This window comes from Streptomyces sp. NPDC001135, from assembly GCF_053598395.1.
Genome location: NZ_JBSFKD010000033.1, coordinates 17,431 through 33,575, shown reverse-complemented (window position 1 = coordinate 33,575; position 16,145 = coordinate 17,431). Strand labels below are relative to the sequence as shown.

Here is a 16,145-nt window from a genome sequence, read left to right as displayed (position 1 = left end):
GGCCTCGCCCACGGCGAGGCCCGCGACGGCGCCGAGCAGGAGCAGGGTGCCCGCCGTGGTGCTCCCCGTCAGCCGCTCGCCGAGCAGGGCGACGGCGAGCACGGCCGCGGTCACCGGTTCCAGCAGCATGATCACGGAGACGGTGGCGGACCGTACGACGGCCGCCCCGGCGAAGTAGAGCGCGTACGCGAGGGCCGTGGGCACGGCGGCGATGTAGACGAGCAGCCACAGCAGCCGGGCCGGGTGGGCGGTGTGCGGGAGCAGGCCCTCGTGCAGGGCGAACGGCAGCAGACACAGGCCGGTCACCGCGAAGGCCCCCACGGTGGTGCCGGAGGCGTCGGCGCCGCCGCCCCTCCCCCACCAGCGGGTCAGCAGGGTCATGGTGCCGTAGCCCGCGGCCGAGGCGAGCGCGAGGAGGACACCCGCGGGCCGCACGGTGGCGGCCGAGCCGCCGAAGGTCAGGACGGCCAGCCCGGCGAGCGCCCCGGCGACGGCCGGCACCCCGCCGGCACCGAGCCGTTCCCCGAGCAGCAGACGGGCGCCGAGCGCGATGAGCACGGGGCCCGCGCCGAGGGTGACGACGGTGGCCACGGCCAGTCCGGTCGACTCCACTGCGGCGAAGTAGGCGGTCTGGAAGACGGCCAGACCGAGGCCGGTGGCGAGGACCTTGCCGGTCCTGCGGAGCAGGGGTTCGGTGGTGGCCGGGCGGGCGCGCGGGCGCAGTCCGCGTCCGGCGAGCAGCAGGACGAGGCCGAGCGCGCAGCGCCAGAAGGACAGTCCGAAGGCGCCCATGTCACTGGTCCGGTAGACCAGGGAGGCGGCGGCCCCGGCGGTGCCCCAGGCGGCACCGGTGATGATCAGGTAGAGCAGGCCACGCCCGACGGGCAGGCCAGAAGCAGTGTTCGACGTCGTCAAGGGATCTCTCCGCAGAAACGCAACCCAGGGGATGCGGAAGTTCGAGGGCGACCCGCTGGAGCGGGACGCGCGGACTTCATCTGCGGGCAGCACCGTCCGGCCCGGCGCACACGCGCGGGGCTGGTGTCCCGGAGGCCCGCCTCAGGCGGCCGGGGGCGGAAGGACGAGCGTGGACGGCATGACCGGCACCTTATGCGGCCGTACCGCGGGCCGACAACTCACGTTCGGCCCCGCCGCCCCCGGCCACCGGCTGGGGGGAACCCTTGGCCGGGGTGGACGACTGGGCGATGAAGGCACCGAGCAGGACGACCACACCGCCGGCGATCTGCGGCGCCGACAGGTGCTCGCCGAGCAGCACCCAGGCCAGCACGGTCGCGATGACCGCCTCGAGGCAGGCGACGACACCGGCGACCTGCGGGGACAGCCGCCGCACCGACAGCACACCGGTGACGTACGCGACGACGGTGGCCACGAACACGATCCAGCCGAGCAGGGCGAGGGCCGGTACGGCGGTGCCGTTCATGTGCGCGGAGCCGGTGAGCACCGACCAGCGCATGTTCCAGGGGCGGGCGACGGCCGTCAGGACGAGGGCCCCGATGAGCAGGCCGTAGGCGATGACGCCGAGCGGGTCCGGTGCCTCGTCGCCCGCGTCGCTGCCCTGGTCGGCCAGGACGAAGTAGCCGACCTGGCAGCAGGCGGCGCCGAGCGCGAGCAGCAGGCCCAGGGCGTCGAAGCTCAGCCCCGACCACACCTCCACCACGCAGGCGAGGCCGCCGGCGGCGAGGACGACACCGAGCGCGGCGGCGCGGGTCACGGGCCGCCGCTGTACGAACCGCACCCAGCCCAGCACCAGCGCGGGAGCCAGGTACTCGACGAGCAGCGCCACACCCACCGGTATCCGGGAAAGCGCGGCGAAGTAGCAGGCCTGGACCCCGGCGACGGCGAGGAGGCCGAACCCGGCGAGCAGCGCGGGACGGCGGCGCAGCAGCGCACGGTGCCGCACGGCGAGCGGCAGCATGACGAGGGCGGCGCCGGCCACCCGCAGCCAGACCACGTCGAGCGGGTCGAGTCCCGCCTCGATCAACGGTTTGGCGGCCACCCCGGACCCGCCGAAGGCGAGCGCCGAGGCGAGCGCGAGACCGAGCCCGACGCCCTTGCCGCGGCTGCCCTGACTGCTCTCTGACGTATGCACCGGCACATGATGACAGGCGGCGACATGAGCGTCACCCCCGTTGACACCTGTCTCAGGGGCTGGACGCGGGGGGCGGTCTCAGCGGGCGGCGCCGTCGTACTCTCCTCCGCCGGCTGCGATCCGGCTGTCCAGGTCGCGGATCCCGGCGCGCTCCAGGACCTCGACGGCCCGGGAGGCGGGGTCCGCGGTGAGGGCGGCGAGGAGGTCGATGCCGTGGACACGGGGTTCGCCGCGCAGCCGGGCGCGCTCGCGGGCACCGGCCAGCGCGGCGGCCGCGGCGGGCGACCAGCCGGCGGCGTCCCTGGGGTCCCGGACGCCGCGGACGACCGCGGCGGGGACGACGGCGAGCGCACCGGAGTCCTCCACGCTGCCCTGCCAGCGCAGTCCGTAGCCGATGCTGCGCTGCACGAGGTAGCCGAGCAGCCGGGCGAGCTGCGGCGGCCCGCCGACGGCGTTCCGCACCTCGGGGTCGTGTTCCAGCAGGGAGTGCAGCAGATGCGCGGTGTCGATGTGCCGGTCGCCGTCCCGGACGGCCCTGCGGCGGGCACCGGCGACCACCGCTGCCAGCTCGGCGCCGAGCGCGGCATCGTCGTCCATGTGCGCGGCCGCCTCGTCGTGGGCGGTCCGGCGGGCGGTACGGGGTTGCACATCCTCTACCCCATCAGCCTCAACGAGCCGAGTCATCCACGAGCGGAACCATCTTTGCGTCCCACACAGAGTGGACATCGCCCGCCCGGATCTCATCCTCAGGGAGGAGATCCGGGCGATCCCCGGCCAACGGCGACCCGTACGCGTACCGGGTCCGCCCGCCTGCGGACACCCACCGTTCCTGACGGTTCATCAGTATTGAATGTTCACGCCCCAACGGCTACGTTCCGCGACACCGTAGCCCGCTACGCCGGATCCGAAGGGGTGGTCGCATGGCCGAAGTCAGCGCGGAGGCACGCATCGAGGCACCGGCCGAGAAGGTGTGGAACCGGCTCACCGACTGGTCGTCGTACGGCGAGTGGAACGCCACCCACACCAGCTTCCCCAAGGGCGGGCCGGACACGCTGGCCGTGGGCGGGACGTTCCAGGAGAACATGAAGCTGATGGGCTTCCCGGCCGAGGTCGACTGGACCATCGAGGAGCTGGAACCGGCGCGGGTGTTCGCCATCCGGGGCAAGGGCCCGATGGCGGTGACGGTCGCCACCCGCTACACCCTCGTCCCCGACGGCGACGCCACGAGCGTTCGCATCGACGGCGAGTTCACCGGCGCCGCGGTGTCGCTGATGGCGGGCAAACTGAAGGACTCGGCGACGGCCGCGCTGAACGAGTCGCTGCGCAAGCTGGCCGGCCTGGTCGCCTGAGCCCCGGCGGGCCGGGCACGCGAAGGCGCCCCGCGCGGTGATCCGCGCGGGGCGCCTTCCCCGCCCGCGAGCCTCAGTGCTCGTCGGCGAGGATCAGATACAGCTTCTTGCGGGCCTCGTTGATGACGGCCAGTGCCTTGTCCCGCTGCTCCTTGCTGCCGGTCTTCCAGACCTGCCCGAAGGCCTCCATCAGACCGAAGCCGGCCTGGCGGATCTCACCGAGCGCCTCCCAGTCCACCCCGCGCGAGGCCTCCTCCCAAGGGGCGTCCGGGACCTCGCCGGCCACGGCGCGCCCGTCCTCGGTGAGGGCGAACAGCTTCTTGCCGCCCTCGCTCTCGCTGGCGATCAGACCCTCGTCCTCCAGCATCTGGAGGGTGGGGTACACCGAGCCGGGGCTGGGCTTCCATGCGCCGCCGCTGCGTTCGGCGATCTCCTGGATCATTTCGTAGCCGTGCATGGGGCGGTCCTTGAGCAGGGCCAGGATCGAGGCCCGCACGTCACCGCGCCGCGCCCGCCCCCTCGGGCCACCGCGCCCCCGGGGCCCCCAGGGACCGGGACCGAACCCAGGTCCGCCGGGGCCGAACCCCGGACCGCCCGGACCGAAGGGCCCGAAGGCGGCCCGCCGCCCGTCGAAGCCGCCCATGCCGCGCAGGCCATGGCCCTCGTGCCGGTGTCCACGCTCGAATCCGTGGGTACGCATCGCGATCACTCCATTCCTTCGATGATCTGTCACGTCTGCATCGCGTATCGTTCGCGATGCCTCAACGATATATCGGAACCGATCGCAAGACAAGACCCTTCCCCGCGGGCGGTTCCGGGGGCCGGCGCAGCCCACCACCCCCGGCCGGGCCCAGCCCCACGGCTCCGAACAGAGCTGCTGACATAGGGTTCTTGTGACCACCGAGATCGTGTCCGTGATACGGACAGGTCCGAACCCGAGGAGTTCCCGTGCCCATCGTCGTCGCCACCCTCCGGACCAAGCCCGGCCGCCGGGAGGAGGTGCTCGCGGCGTTCCGTCGGCACACTGCCGCCGTGCACGCCGAGCCCGGCTGTCTGCTCTACGCCGTCCACGCCGGCGACGACCGCGTCACTGTCGTGGAGAACTGGGCCGACCAGGCCGCCCTCGACGCCCACTCGGCCGGACCGGTCCTGGCCGCCTTGGGTGCGGAGATCGCCGGCGAGCTGGACGGCCCGATGGATGTCGCCGTGCTGGAGCCGGTGCCCGCCGGTGAGCCGGAGAAGGGCCGGCTGCCCAACGCCTGAGCCGGACCGGCCCAGCGGCGGGCCGCCGGTCGACCACGGCCGAACGCCCCCGCGTGCCCTCGGTGTTGCCCGGGATCAGGTGCACCGGGCGGGGCCGCGACAGTTCTTCGTGCCGGAGGCGGCGTTCGGCATCGCGCGACTCGCCCCGTGGGCGCGGGTGCATGCAGCCGGTGTGCGGGAAACGTGCCAGCGTTCGTGAATTGGCCTTGGGCCGGCGCCCGGCGCAGCCACTAGCGTCGGCGTCATGCGCATTCGAATCGTGGACGCCTTCACCGACCGCCCCTTCGCCGGCAACCCGGCCGGAGTCGTGCTCCTGGACGACGTCTTCCCCGACGACGACTGGCTCCAGAACGTCGCCATGGAGGTCAACCACGCCGAGACGGCGTTCGCCCACCGGCTCCCCGAGGGCGGCGAGGCGGACTGGGCGCTGCGCTGGTTCACGCCCGTCGCCGAGGTGGCGATGTGCGGGCACGCCACGCTCGCCGCGGCCCACGTCCTGCACACCACCGGCGCCCACGCGGGCCCGGTGCGGTTCGCCACCCGCAGCGGCGTACTCAGCGCCACTCCCGCCGAGGACGGCTCGATCACCCTCGACTTCCCGACCGCCCCGCTCACCCCGGCCGAGATCCCCGCCGGGGTCGCCGAGGCGCTAGGCGCGCAGCCGGTCGCCGCCTTCGACACCGGTCCGAACGTCGGTGACCTCCTGGTGGAGCTGGCCGACGAGAAGACGGTCCTCGGCCTCGCACCGGACCACAGGTCCCTCGGCGGCTACTCCGCGCGCGGCATCATCGCGACCGCCCGCGCCGACGACGCCTCCCGCGGCTACGACTTCGTCTCGCGCTGCTTCTTCCCGAACGTCGGCATCGACGAGGACCCGGTCACCGGCAGCGCCCACACCGCGCTCGCCCCGCACTGGTCCGCGCGCCTCGGCCGCGAAGACCTCACCGGGCTGCAGGCCTCCCGCCGTACCGGCCTGGTCCGCACCGGCCTGCGCGGCGACCGCACCCTGCTCACGGGCCGCGCGACCACGGTCATCGAGGGCGAACTACTCGCCTGAACGGACACCGCGCCGTGATCCGGCGGATGGGGGGCCGGCTGCCTGCTTCCGTACCGGAGCAGGTTGCGGCGCCCCACCCGCACCCATGGGCCACTGACCCCATGGGCCCCTGAAGGAAGCCGGCGGCACCCGCCCGCGCCACAACCCGCGGATGATGCGGGGGGCTCCGCGTGCCCGCGAGCCAGTGAGAGACGCGGGCGGCGGCCGCCTGCACCGCGACCGCCTCGAGGACGCACGACGGCGGCCCGCCTGCACCGTCGACCACTGAAGGAAGCCGGCGGCACCCACCCGCGCCGCGGCCCGCGGAGCATGTGAGGGACCGCCTGCGCCCCCGGGACGGTGAAGGATGCGAGTGTGACCGCCTGTTTCCCGGGACGGTGAAGGTTCGCGGGGGACCGCCTGCACCCTGGCACGGTGAAGGATGCGAGCAGCGGCCCCTGCACCGTGGCCCCGTGAAGGATACGAGCGGCGGCTCCCTGCGCCGCGGCCCCGTGGAGGACGCGGGGCCGCGGCCCGTCCGCCTCCGCCGGTCCGGTCGGTGTCGGTGTTCAGGCCGTCGGCAGCCAGCCGACCTTGCCCGCGAGAAGGGCGTAGCCGACGAACGCCCCGATGTCGAGCAGGGAGTGCGCGACGACCAGCGGGCCGACCCTCCCCCAGCGGCGGTACAGGTACACGAACACCACGCCCATGACCATGTTGCCGAGGAAACCGCCGATGCCCTGGTAGAAGTGGTACGAGCCGCGCAGCACGGCGCTGGCCACCAGCGCGGTCCCGGGGGTCCAGCCCAACTGGCCCAGCCTGCGCAGCAGATAGCCGACCACGATCACCTCTTCGAGGATCGCGTTCTGCAGGGCGGACAGGATCAGCACCGGGAACTTCCACCACACGTCCGGCAGCGCCTCGGGGACGACCGTGAGGTTGAAGCCGAGGCCGCGGGCGGCCAGGTAGAAGGCGATGCCGGTGCTGCCGATCACGGCCGCGACGCCCGCGCCCCTGGAGAGGTCGGGCCAGGGGCGGGTGCGGTCGAAGCCGAGGGTGCGCAGGCTGCCGCCCTCGCGCATGAGCAGGTGGGCGACGAGGGCGACGGGGACCAGCGCGGTGGCGATACCGAACAGCTGCCAGGCCAGGTCCAGCCAGGGGCGGCCGGGCGCGGCCGAGGCGTTGAGGGTGGCGGCCTGGTCCTTCAGGCCACCCGGCTTGGTGACCGAGCCGACGAAGCTGATCAGCGCGGAGACCCCGCTCGCTCCGAGCGAGAGCCCCAGGACGAGCAGCGTCTCGTCCCGCAGGACCCGGCGCGGGTCGCGCTCCCGTACCCCCGGATCAGCCAACGAGTCAGTCTCCACCTGCACCCCTGCCTCCAGCCGGCTCATGGGCCCACGGGCCCACCTCTGCCTCGCAAGGATCGCAGACGGAGATCCGCCGGCAGCGTCCGCCCGTCCTTGCCCGCCGCCGCGGTCGCCGCCCGACACGACGGCCCGCGGCGACTACGGCGGGGAGCGGCGGCCTGCACCACGCTCCGTCCGGGCACCACCGGCTCTCATCCCAGAGGAACCGCCTCCGGCAACCCCACCGGCCACGTGTGCACCGGCTCCCCCACGTGCATCAGCTCGGCATACCTCCGTGTCGTAGCGGCCAGCGCCGCCTCGCGGGTCAGCCCCTGCTCCAGCGCCCGGTGGAACGTGGCCGCCTGCCAGGACGCCCCGTTCACCCGGCGCCGGCAGCGCTCCTCGATGACGCCCAGGTAGAGATCGCGGTCGGCCGCCTCCACGCCCCACGCCTCCAGCCCGGCCGAGGCCAGCGGCAGCAGCTCGTCGCGGACCAGGGTGACGGCGTCGACCTCGCCCGTGCCGCCGTAGCGTGCCCGGCGGGGCCACACGAACCGCGCGTCGATGCCGTACCGGCACGCCGCGTCGAAGTTGGCCTCGGCCGCCGCGAAGGGCAACCGGGTCCACACCGGCCGGGAGTCCTCGGCCAGGGCGCGCACCAGGCCGTAGTAGAAGGCCGCGTTGGCGATCACGTCGGTGATGGTCGGCCCGGCCGGCAGCACCCGGTTCTCCACCCTGAGGTGCGGGACGCCGTCGGCGATGCCGTAGACCGGCCGGTTCCAGCGGTAGATCGTGCCGTTGTGCAGCACCAGTTCGGCGAGTCGTGGTGTGCCGCCCGCCTCGACGACCTCCAGCGGGTCCTCGTCGTCGCAGATCGGCAGCAGGGCGGGGAAATAGCGCAGGTTCTCCTCGAACAGGTCGTACGCCGAGCTGATCCAGCGCTCACCGAACCAGGTGCGCGGACGCACCCCCTGCGCCTGGAGTTCCGGCGGGCGGGTGTCGGTGGACTGCAGGAACAGCGGCGGCCGGGACTCTCGCCACAGTTCGTGACCGAACAGGAACGGCGAGTTGGCCCCGACGGCGATCTGCGCGGCGCACGCCACCTGCGCCGCGTTCCACACGTCCGCGAACCGGGCCGGAGTGACCTGGAGGTGCAGCTGCAGAGAGGTGCACGCGGCCTCCGGGACGATCGACCTGGACGTGCAGACGAGGTGCTCCACCCCCTCGATGTCGAGCCGGAAGTCCTCGCCGCGCGCGGCCACGATCTGCTCGTTGAGCATGGTGTAGCGGTCGACCTCGGAGAGGTTGGAGGAGACCAGGTCGTCGCGGTCGAGGGTGGGCAGGATGCCGATCATGACGATGCCCGCGTCCACCTCTGCGGCCTTGCGGTCGGCGTAGGCCAGGGAGGTGCGCAGTTCCTCGGCGAGCCGGTCGAATACCCGGCCGCCCAAGCGGTGCGGCGCGATGTTGACTTCCAGGTTGAACATGGCGAGTTCTGTTTGGAAATCGCGGCTCGCGATGCGCTCCAGTACCTGCCCGTTCAACATTTTCGGCATACCGTCGGGCCCGGCGAGATTCAATTCGATCTCGACTCCCATGAGGTTCTTGGGACGGTCGAATCGCTTCTCGCGCAGCAGTCGCTCCAGTCCCGTCAGGCACTTCTGGAGCTTTTCACGGTAGCGCTGGCGATCGGACAGGTCGAACTGCCCTGCCACGACCTTCTCCCCCATCGAAGTGTCCCTCCTCGGATGGGCGGGCCGGCGATCCGGCCGCCGGGGCTCCCGGGTCAGGGGGGATGATGCCCAGCGGAAGCGATCGATAACGTCCCGTGCGGGCCGGGCGCCCGCTACTCTTTCGAAATGTTCCCCGCGGCACATTCACGAGGCATGCCGCAGCCTGCACCTTCGGGTGCCCGCATCGCCTCGTGAAAAACGCCGATGACATTCGGCCGACCGTTACCGGCGCGTATGACGAGGTCAGCGGCGGCAGGCGGGCGGGAAATCGGGAGGAGTCCCGCAAATCTGCGGCGTATTACCGCCTTGCGGGGCTTCCGGAAATGGGATAGACGAAACATCGGCCGAACACGCGTCGTATAAACTTCGCCCACAAGGCAGAAGGGTGACACCCTCGGTCCTGGTTCCTGCCGTGTTCAGGCCGTCCCATGACGGGCGGCAGGCCGAGCCGCACCCTTGTTCACCGACCCGGGCCTCACCCCTTCCGGCCTTGCGTGAGCAGACAGCGCCGTCCGCCCCACCCCTCGCCCCATCCCTCCTCGCGCCGTCGCGCCTGTCGTACGAGAGAGGCGACCCACATGCCGCTGCACGTGCCCCCTGCCCCCGCGCCTGCCCTGCGCTCCGTCCTGACCGCCCTGGGTTCCCCCACCGCGGTCCGTGAGGCCCGCACCCCCTCCCTGCGTGCCGCGCAGGGCCCGACGACACCCGAACTCCCGCTGCCGGTGCACGTGCTGGACCGGATCACCGCCCAGGGCCTGTCCGCGACCCGGCTGGCCGGCTGGCGCTTCCTGATCCGCTGCGGCGACCGGGCGGTGGCCGCGGCGGAGACCATGCTCACGCCCGACGGCTGGGCCTTCTCGCACTTCTTCGAAGGCCCGTACGTCGCCTCCACCGAGCGCGCCCTGCACCAGGCCGAGGCGCTGCAACAGCCGTACCAGGCAAGGCTGTTGTCCGTGCCCGGCCTGTACATGCTCACCCTGTGGCTGCACGGCGACCTCACCGCCGACGGAGCCGAGGGGCACCCGGTGGGCACCGACCTGCTCGTCCCGCTGGCGCCGACCCCGCCCGGCATACCGGCGCACCGGCCGTTCCCGGTGACCGAGTTGCTTCCGGTGCTGACCCATCGTGCGACTCCCCTTCCCCTGCTCGGGCCGCCCGTGCTCGACTCGCCCGCCGCCTGACGCACGCCGCGCGTACCCCGCTGCCCGCAAGGCAAGCGGGGTACGCCCATGTCAGCGGGCCTGGCCTGCATGGACTAGCCCTATCCGGCCACTGCGAACCACCCGAAGTGACAGTGCACTTCGACTGAACCGTCCGGGCGGGTGACGCGTCATGAACCAGTGAGAAGCGGTGCTGCGAAATCCCTGCGGAATGCCGCCCGGAGGGCAACACTGGGTTCCGACCGACTTATCACCACGGGGGGACGGCCATGACCACGACAGAGCGAAAGATCCCGCCCATGTGCCAGCACCAGCCGCCGTGTCCACCAGCCGAGTCCGCCGACCGGGAGTCCGCCCGTCTCGTGGCGCACCACCCGGAGCAGGGATGGAGTCTGCTGTGCAACGGCGTCCTGCTCTTCGAGGACACCGGTGAGCTGCTGCCCGACGGCAGGGTCATCGCTCCGCACCGTCCGCTCGGTGCGGAGCAGGTGATGACCGCTGCCTGAGCGGAGCGAGAGCGAGAGCGACCCGAGGGGCCGGCCGCACACATCCCGTGCGCACCGGCCCCGACCTGTGTCCCGGGGCGGCTACAGGCGGTAACCGGACGCTGTCGCAGCGCCCCCTGGCGCCCGGTACGCCGGTTCGGGGTCCAGCTGCTCGTCCCACGGCAGGCCCGCGCCCGCCGCAGCCGCTCAGTGCGCTCACCCCGAGCCCGGCGGCCACGGAAGCCGCCAGGAAGCCGCGGCGGGACAGTGCAGGGTCGCCCCTCGTGCGCTCCTTCGAAGCTTTCGGAGTGGCCGGGGAGAAGGCCCCGGGCCGAGAGAAGCCGGGCCGCCGCCGCCCGCATGCCGCTGGATCGTTCAACGCATTGACCTCGGTGCTCAGCAGGTCGCGGAGGCGTGGTCCAGCCACTCTCGCCACTCGAGTGCCGCCCGGCCTCAGGCGGGGGTGTCGGAACCGCCGCGGATCCGGGGCCGCGGTCGCGTCGATGTCGACGGCCGGCGTGAACGGCCCCGCGGTCCGCGGGAGTTCCGCGGCGCGTCGGCGCAGCAGGCCGATCCGGCGGTCGCGGCCACCGTCCCCGCGACCACCTCCGGTCGCGGGGAACAGTGCCGGCACCGGGCCGGTGAAGTCGCCGCCTGCCGGCGGACCTTCGACGGGCGCTTGGGCGGCCGGCGCCGGAACGCCGAGCAGCACGGGCACGGCCTCGGTCCCGTGGAACAGCAGGGCGTCGTCGAGAGTTTCGATCGCGGTGCCGAGTCCCGGTGGCGGACGGGGCGGGCGGCCGCAGGTAGCCGTGCGCGGGTACGGCGGCCCGTCGGCAGCCGCCAGAAGAACACCGTCGGCCCGGCTGGTCGAATCGCCGCTTCGGGAGTGGGATGGAAGGAAGCAACCGCCTTGCAGGGCGGGCACGTCCGCGCGAGAGCCCTCGGCGTCGCCCGCGAGGAACGGTGGAGTGATGTCCGGATACGACGCCTCGGCGACCGCTCGGGTGGTGGTCGGTGTGAGCGGATCCCTGGGCAGCGTCACGGCCCTGCGGCGGGCCACCGCGCTGGCCCGCCGGCTGGGAGCCGAACTGTGGCCGGTGCTGGCCTGGGAACCGCCGGGCGGTGATCCCGCGGCGCGCCGCTCCCCCGCCGCCGGTCTGCTGGTCGAGGACTGGCAGCGGCTGGCCGGGCAGCGGCTGGCCTCCGTGCTCGAGGAGATCTTCGGCGGGAACACCCCCGGTGTACCGATGCACGCCGTCATCGTCCGTGGCGCCCCCGGCCCGGCCCTGGTGGCGACCGCGAACCGGGAGGACGACGTCCTGGTCGTGGGCGCCGGTCGACGCGGTCTGCAGCGCGCCTTCTCGGGCCGGGTCTCCCGGCACTGCCTGGCACACGCGGTCTGCCCGGTGCTGGCGGTGCCCCCGTCCCCGCTGGAGGCGCAGTTGCTCTCCGTCCACCGGCGCAACACCTGGCATCTGCGCATGGACATCCGGGGTCTGTGACGGCCGCGCCGGGAACGCTCCGGACGACGGGCGCCTGCATCGCGTCAAAATGGGCCCGACGGCCGTCAGGACACCGTCAAGGTAGGCTGCGGCCCTGCTCCGCGGGGGCCGGCCCTGTCTACCGTCGCAGACATGAGGCATCGCGACGACACCCACTCCCGGCGCACGGGTCCGTACCCGGCCGGCACCGTCGGCGTCGTGGCCGACCGTGACTGGGAAGCGGACACGCGCGCGTCCGTCCGCTGCGCCGGTGTCCTGCTCGGCCTGCTGCTGTTCGTCGACTGGGCGGCCGGCTCCCTCACCTGGTGGCGCGGCGCCCTGTGGGTCGCCGTCGCGCTGCTGCTCTTCCTCGTCCTGTACCCGGTACGGGTCTCGGCCGGTACCGGCTGGCTGGCCACCCGTCGTCTGCTGCGCACCCGCCGGGTCCGCACGGATCTGCTGATCGCGGTGCGCCCGCTGGACGGCGTGTCCCAGCGGCTGGTGCTGCGCGACGCCCTCGGCAACCGGGTCGAGGTCGACCCCGAGGTGCTGATCCGCAATCCCGGTCTGTGGTACCTCCTCGACGAGGGTGCCCGGGTGTCCGAGGCGGCGGGCACCCTGCTGTGCGGGACGACCGCGCTGCACCGCCTCGCCCGCCGTATCGAGCGCGAAACGGCCCTGGGTGTGTTCCGGGCCTCCGGTCTGGAGTGAGGTGGTGAGCGGGCCCAGGACATGACACTCGGTGGCCGCCCCGGCCCCGCGCCGCGGGCCGTTGCCCCGGACGGCCGTGCTCCCGGCAACCGGCTGCGGCCTCGCCTTCTTGATGCGGCTCCGCTGCTCTCACGCCATTCTTAACGCAAGATTGACGCCTCCCGAGCCCGGATCCATGGGCCCAGGCGTCACTCTCTGCTTACGCTGGTGCCGCCGTCCGCGTGATGGCCGGAAAAGAGCTGAGCCGCACACAGGAGCACGCCGATGGCCACGACCGAGCACCCCCCTCCCAGTCGCTTGCGCAACTGGATGCTGGAGGGGCTGTCCGACATGGGCAAGCACGGCGGCCACACCGGCCCCCACGCCGAACCCGAGCCCCCGCACAAGGGCCAGCGCTGGTGGCGCGTGATGTGCCTGACCGGTGTCGACTACTTCTCGACCCTCGGCTACCAGCCGGGTATCGCGGCCCTCGCGGCCGGTCTGCTGTCGCCGATCGCGACCATCGTGCTGGTCGTCGTCACCCTGGCCGGCGCCCTGCCGGTCTACCGCCGGGTGGCCGAGGAGAGCCCGCACGGCGAGGGCTCCATCGCGATGCTGGAGCGGCTGCTGTCGTTCTGGCAGGGCAAGCTGTTCGTGCTCACCCTGCTGGGCTTCGCGGCCACCGACTTCCTCATCACCATCACCCTGTCGGCCGCCGACGCCTCCACCCACCTGGTGGAGAACCCCCATCTGACCAGCACCCTGCACGGCCACCAGATGGTGATCACGCTGTTCCTGGTGGCGCTGCTCGGCGCGGTGTTCCTCAAGGGCTTCCTGGAGGCGATCGGTGTCGCGGTCGCCCTGGTCGGCATCTACCTCGCCCTCAACCTGGTCGTCGTGACCGTCGGCCTGTGGCACGTCGTCACCGCCGGGCACGTGGTCACCGACTGGACGACCGCCCTGACGGCGGAGCACGGCAACGTGTTCGTCATGGTGGGCGTGGCGCTGATCGTGTTCCCGAAACTCGCCCTCGGCCTGTCCGGCTTCGAGACCGGTGTCGCCGTCATGCCGCACGTCCAGGGCGACGCCGGGGACACCGAGGACAAGCCGACCGGCCGGATCCGGGACACCAAGAAGCTGCTCACGACCGCGGCGCTCATCATGAGCTGCTTCCTGATCGCCACCAGCTTCATCACCACGCTGCTGATCCCGGAGCAGGACTTCAAGACGGGCGGCCCGGCCAACGGCCGTGCCCTCGCCTACCTCGCGCACCAGTACCTCGGCGGCGCCTTCGGAACGGTCTACGACATCTCGACCATCGCCATCCTGTGGTTCGCCGGCGCCTCCGCGATGGCGGGCCTGCTGAACCTGATGCCGCGCTACCTGCCCCGCTACGGCATGGCCCCGCACTGGGCGCGCGCGGTACGCCCCATGGTGATCGTCTTCACCCTCGTCGCGTTCCTGGTGACCTGGATCTTCGACGCCAACGTCGACAAGCAGGGCGGCGCCTACGCCACCGGTGTGCTGGTGCTGATCAGCTCGGCCGCGATCGCGGTGACCATCGCGGCGCACAAGGCCGGACAGCGCAACTGGACCGTCGGGTTCGGCGTGATCTCGGCCGTGTTCCTCTACACGACCGTCGTGAACGTCATCGAGCGCCCGGACGGTGTGAAGATCGGTGCCTGCTTCATCGCCGGCATCATCCTGGTCTCGCTGCTGTCCCGGCTCGCCCGCGCCTTCGAGCTGCGGGTGACCAGCGTGACGCTCGACCCACTGGCGGAACGATTCGTCCGGGACATGGCCAGCCGCAAGATGCGGTTCATCGCCAACGAGCCCGGCCACCGGGACAAGGCCGAGTACCGGGACAAGATCGAGCAGATCCGCGCCGACAACGACATGCCCGAGCAGGAGGACTTCGTCTTCGTCGAGGTCACCGTCACCGACCCCTCCGAGTTCGAGGCGAGCCTGACCGTGCGCGGCGAGGTGCTGCACGGCCGCTACCGCGTCCTCACCCTGGAGTCCGCGTCCATCCCCAACGCCCTGGCCGCGCTCCTCCTCCACGTCCGGGACAGCACGAACTGCACCCCGCACATCTACTTCGAGTGGACCGAGGGCAATCCGTTCGCCAACTTCCTGCGCTTCTTCCTCTTCGGCCAGGGTGAGGTCGCCCCGGTCACCCGCGAGGTCCTGCGCGAGGCGGAACCGGACCGGGTACGCCGACCGCGCGTGCACACCGGGTGAGACGGGACGCGTCCCGACCGGGGCCGGCGGAGCACGCCGTCCGGGCGGCCCCCCTTTCCGGACCACCGTCCGGACGCCGCCTGCCCGCCGGCCCACCGGCTCCCCCACGTCCGCGGTTCCCCGCTGATGGCTCTATCGTGACCGGCATGCAGTCCTACACGATCGGCCAGGCGGCACGGCTGCTCGGCGTGAGCCCGGACACCGCACGCCGCTGGGCCGACGCGGGCCGGGTGGCGACCCATCGCGACGAGGCCGGGCGACGGCTCATCGACGGCAGGGACCTGGCCGCGTTCTCGGTGGAGCTGGCCAAGGCGGGCGGCGGCGAGGAGGACGCCTCCTACACCTCCGTGCGCAACGCCTTCCCCGGCATCGTCACGGCGATCAAGCTCGGTGACGTCGCCGCCCAGGTCGAGATCCAGGCCGGCCCGCACCGGCTGGTGTCGCTCCTGACCCGCGAGGCCGTCGAGGAACTGGGCCTGGAGGTCGGCATGGAGGCCACCGCCCGCGTGAAGTCCACCAACGTCCACATCGACCGCGTCTGACACCGCCCGCCCGACCGGCCCGTCACCGCGTTCACAAGGCCGCGGCTGACGCGTGACCGGGCGTCGCCGGCGCCGGAGCGTCACAGCGGTAACCGCCGTCCACCCGGATCACCGTGATCCCGCTGATGTGCCGGGCCCCGCACCGGTCCTGCGGCAGCACCAGCTGGGGCCCGGCCGTGTCCAGCGGGGTGTCGTCGATGCGCACGCCCAGCAGGACGGGCGCGTCCGCGAAGTCCGGGTCGATCTCGGCCCAGGAGAGCATCGCGCGGTGCCCGTCGGTACCGCTGACGGCGATGAGAAAGCGCAGCCGGTCCTTGCGCCGTGCCGGGTCGAACCCGGGCCCCGCGTCGGTGAGGACGTCGTACAGGCGCGGGCCGGCGAACCGGTGGTGCTGGATACCGCTGGTCGCGCACTCGAAGCTGACATCCACCCGGTGCTGCGGCCAGCGCAGCAGGTCCGGCACCCGCAGCCGGGCGGGCCGGGCCAGATCGCCGGTCAGGGCGAGTTCCGCGAGCGTCACCTGCGACCACCTCCCGCAGCACCGTACCCGCCGCCACGCACCGTGCAAACGCATATGCAAGCTACAAGTCACAGGTTCGCAGCTCATGCGATGAGACAGGAGACTTACGACTGGCAGATGCGGCAGTATCATCGCCGCACGGCCGGTCCCGCCGACCGTGACAGGGCGCGACAGTCGTTCCGCAGAACC

Annotated in this window: 16 protein-coding genes; 9 read left to right on the top strand and 7 right to left on the bottom strand. The window is 72.5% G+C overall.

Going from position 1 to position 16,145, the window contains the following annotated elements:
• The 3 genes from ACWC94_RS32235 to ACWC94_RS32225 form a co-directional block, all read right to left on the bottom strand.
• On the bottom strand, nt 1–915 hold a 915-nt coding region (locus tag ACWC94_RS32235), incomplete at its 3' end, for a DMT family transporter (protein WP_450800818.1).
• Nucleotides 916–1,105: 190 nt separating this feature from the next.
• Nucleotides 1,106–2,113, bottom strand: a complete 1,008-nt coding sequence (locus tag ACWC94_RS32230) for an EamA family transporter (protein ID WP_450800817.1) — start codon at nt 2,111–2,113, stop codon at nt 1,106–1,108.
• A gap of 72 nt (nt 2,114–2,185) precedes the next feature.
• On the bottom strand, nt 2,186–2,755 hold the full coding sequence (locus tag ACWC94_RS32225) for a Clp protease N-terminal domain-containing protein (protein WP_450800816.1): 570 nt from the start codon (nt 2,753–2,755) through the stop codon (nt 2,186–2,188).
• 272 nt (nt 2,756–3,027) lie between these two features.
• On the opposite strand from ACWC94_RS32225, the gene ACWC94_RS32220 reads away from it, so the two are divergent.
• Nucleotides 3,028–3,456 (top strand): type II toxin-antitoxin system Rv0910 family toxin, encoded by a 429-nt coding sequence (locus ACWC94_RS32220; protein ID WP_450800815.1) that lies wholly within the window; start codon nt 3,028–3,030, stop codon nt 3,454–3,456.
• Nucleotides 3,457–3,529: 73 nt separating this feature from the next.
• Here the strand turns inward: ACWC94_RS32220 and ACWC94_RS32215 are convergent, their stop codons facing one another.
• Entirely contained in the window at nt 3,530–4,156 is a 627-nt protein-coding gene (locus ACWC94_RS32215) for a PadR family transcriptional regulator (protein ID WP_450800814.1), read from the bottom strand.
• Between the two features lie 248 nt (nt 4,157–4,404).
• Here ACWC94_RS32215 and ACWC94_RS32210 point away from each other — a divergent pair, with 248 nt between their 5' ends.
• Nucleotides 4,405–4,719, top strand: coding sequence for a putative quinol monooxygenase (locus tag ACWC94_RS32210; protein WP_450800813.1), 315 nt, complete (start codon nt 4,405–4,407; stop codon nt 4,717–4,719).
• 244 nt (nt 4,720–4,963) lie between these two features.
• A complete protein-coding gene (locus ACWC94_RS32205) occupies nt 4,964–5,776 on the top strand; it encodes a PhzF family phenazine biosynthesis protein (RefSeq protein WP_450800812.1) in 813 nt (270 codons plus the stop codon).
• 548 nt (nt 5,777–6,324) lie between these two features.
• Here ACWC94_RS32205 and ACWC94_RS32200 read toward each other — a convergent pair.
• Both ACWC94_RS32200 and ACWC94_RS32195 read right to left on the bottom strand, forming a co-directional pair.
• Complete coding sequence (locus ACWC94_RS32200; protein ID WP_450800811.1) at nt 6,325–7,146, bottom strand: CPBP family intramembrane glutamic endopeptidase; 822 nt, start codon at nt 7,144–7,146, stop codon at nt 6,325–6,327.
• Between the two features lie 167 nt (nt 7,147–7,313).
• Nucleotides 7,314–8,831, bottom strand: coding sequence for a glutamate--cysteine ligase (locus ACWC94_RS32195; protein WP_450800810.1), 1,518 nt, complete (start codon nt 8,829–8,831; stop codon nt 7,314–7,316).
• A gap of 581 nt (nt 8,832–9,412) precedes the next feature.
• Between ACWC94_RS32195 and ACWC94_RS32190 the strand changes: the two genes are divergently transcribed.
• From ACWC94_RS32190 to ACWC94_RS32165, 6 genes are all read left to right on the top strand, one after another.
• Entirely contained in the window at nt 9,413–10,015 is a 603-nt protein-coding gene (locus tag ACWC94_RS32190; protein ID WP_450800809.1) for a hypothetical protein, read from the top strand.
• Between the two features lie 278 nt (nt 10,016–10,293).
• Nucleotides 10,294–10,500 (top strand): DUF5999 family protein, encoded by a 207-nt coding sequence (locus ACWC94_RS32185; RefSeq protein WP_041665012.1) that lies wholly within the window; start codon nt 10,294–10,296, stop codon nt 10,498–10,500.
• Nucleotides 10,501–11,453: 953 nt separating this feature from the next.
• The gene (locus ACWC94_RS32180) at nt 11,454–11,984 is read left to right on the top strand and encodes a universal stress protein (RefSeq protein WP_450800808.1); all 531 of its coding nucleotides are present in this window, start codon (nt 11,454–11,456) and stop codon (nt 11,982–11,984) included.
• Between the two features lie 132 nt (nt 11,985–12,116).
• On the top strand, nt 12,117–12,674 hold the full coding sequence (locus ACWC94_RS32175; protein WP_450800807.1) for a hypothetical protein: 558 nt from the start codon (nt 12,117–12,119) through the stop codon (nt 12,672–12,674).
• A gap of 264 nt (nt 12,675–12,938) precedes the next feature.
• The gene (locus ACWC94_RS32170) at nt 12,939–14,894 is read left to right on the top strand and encodes an amino acid transporter (RefSeq protein ID WP_450800806.1); all 1,956 of its coding nucleotides are present in this window, start codon (nt 12,939–12,941) and stop codon (nt 14,892–14,894) included.
• Nucleotides 14,895–15,040: 146 nt separating this feature from the next.
• Nucleotides 15,041–15,436 carry a TOBE domain-containing protein gene (locus tag ACWC94_RS32165; protein ID WP_069783985.1) on the top strand — a complete coding sequence of 132 codons (396 nt, stop codon included), beginning with the start codon at nt 15,041–15,043 and terminating at the stop codon, nt 15,434–15,436.
• A 31-nt stretch (nt 15,437–15,467) separates the two neighbouring features.
• Here ACWC94_RS32165 and ACWC94_RS32160 read toward each other — a convergent pair whose 3' ends face one another.
• Nucleotides 15,468–15,956 carry a molybdopterin-dependent oxidoreductase gene (locus tag ACWC94_RS32160; RefSeq protein WP_450800805.1) on the bottom strand — a complete coding sequence of 163 codons (489 nt, stop codon included), beginning with the start codon at nt 15,954–15,956 and terminating at the stop codon, nt 15,468–15,470.
• Between the last annotated feature and the right edge of the window lie 189 nt (nt 15,957–16,145).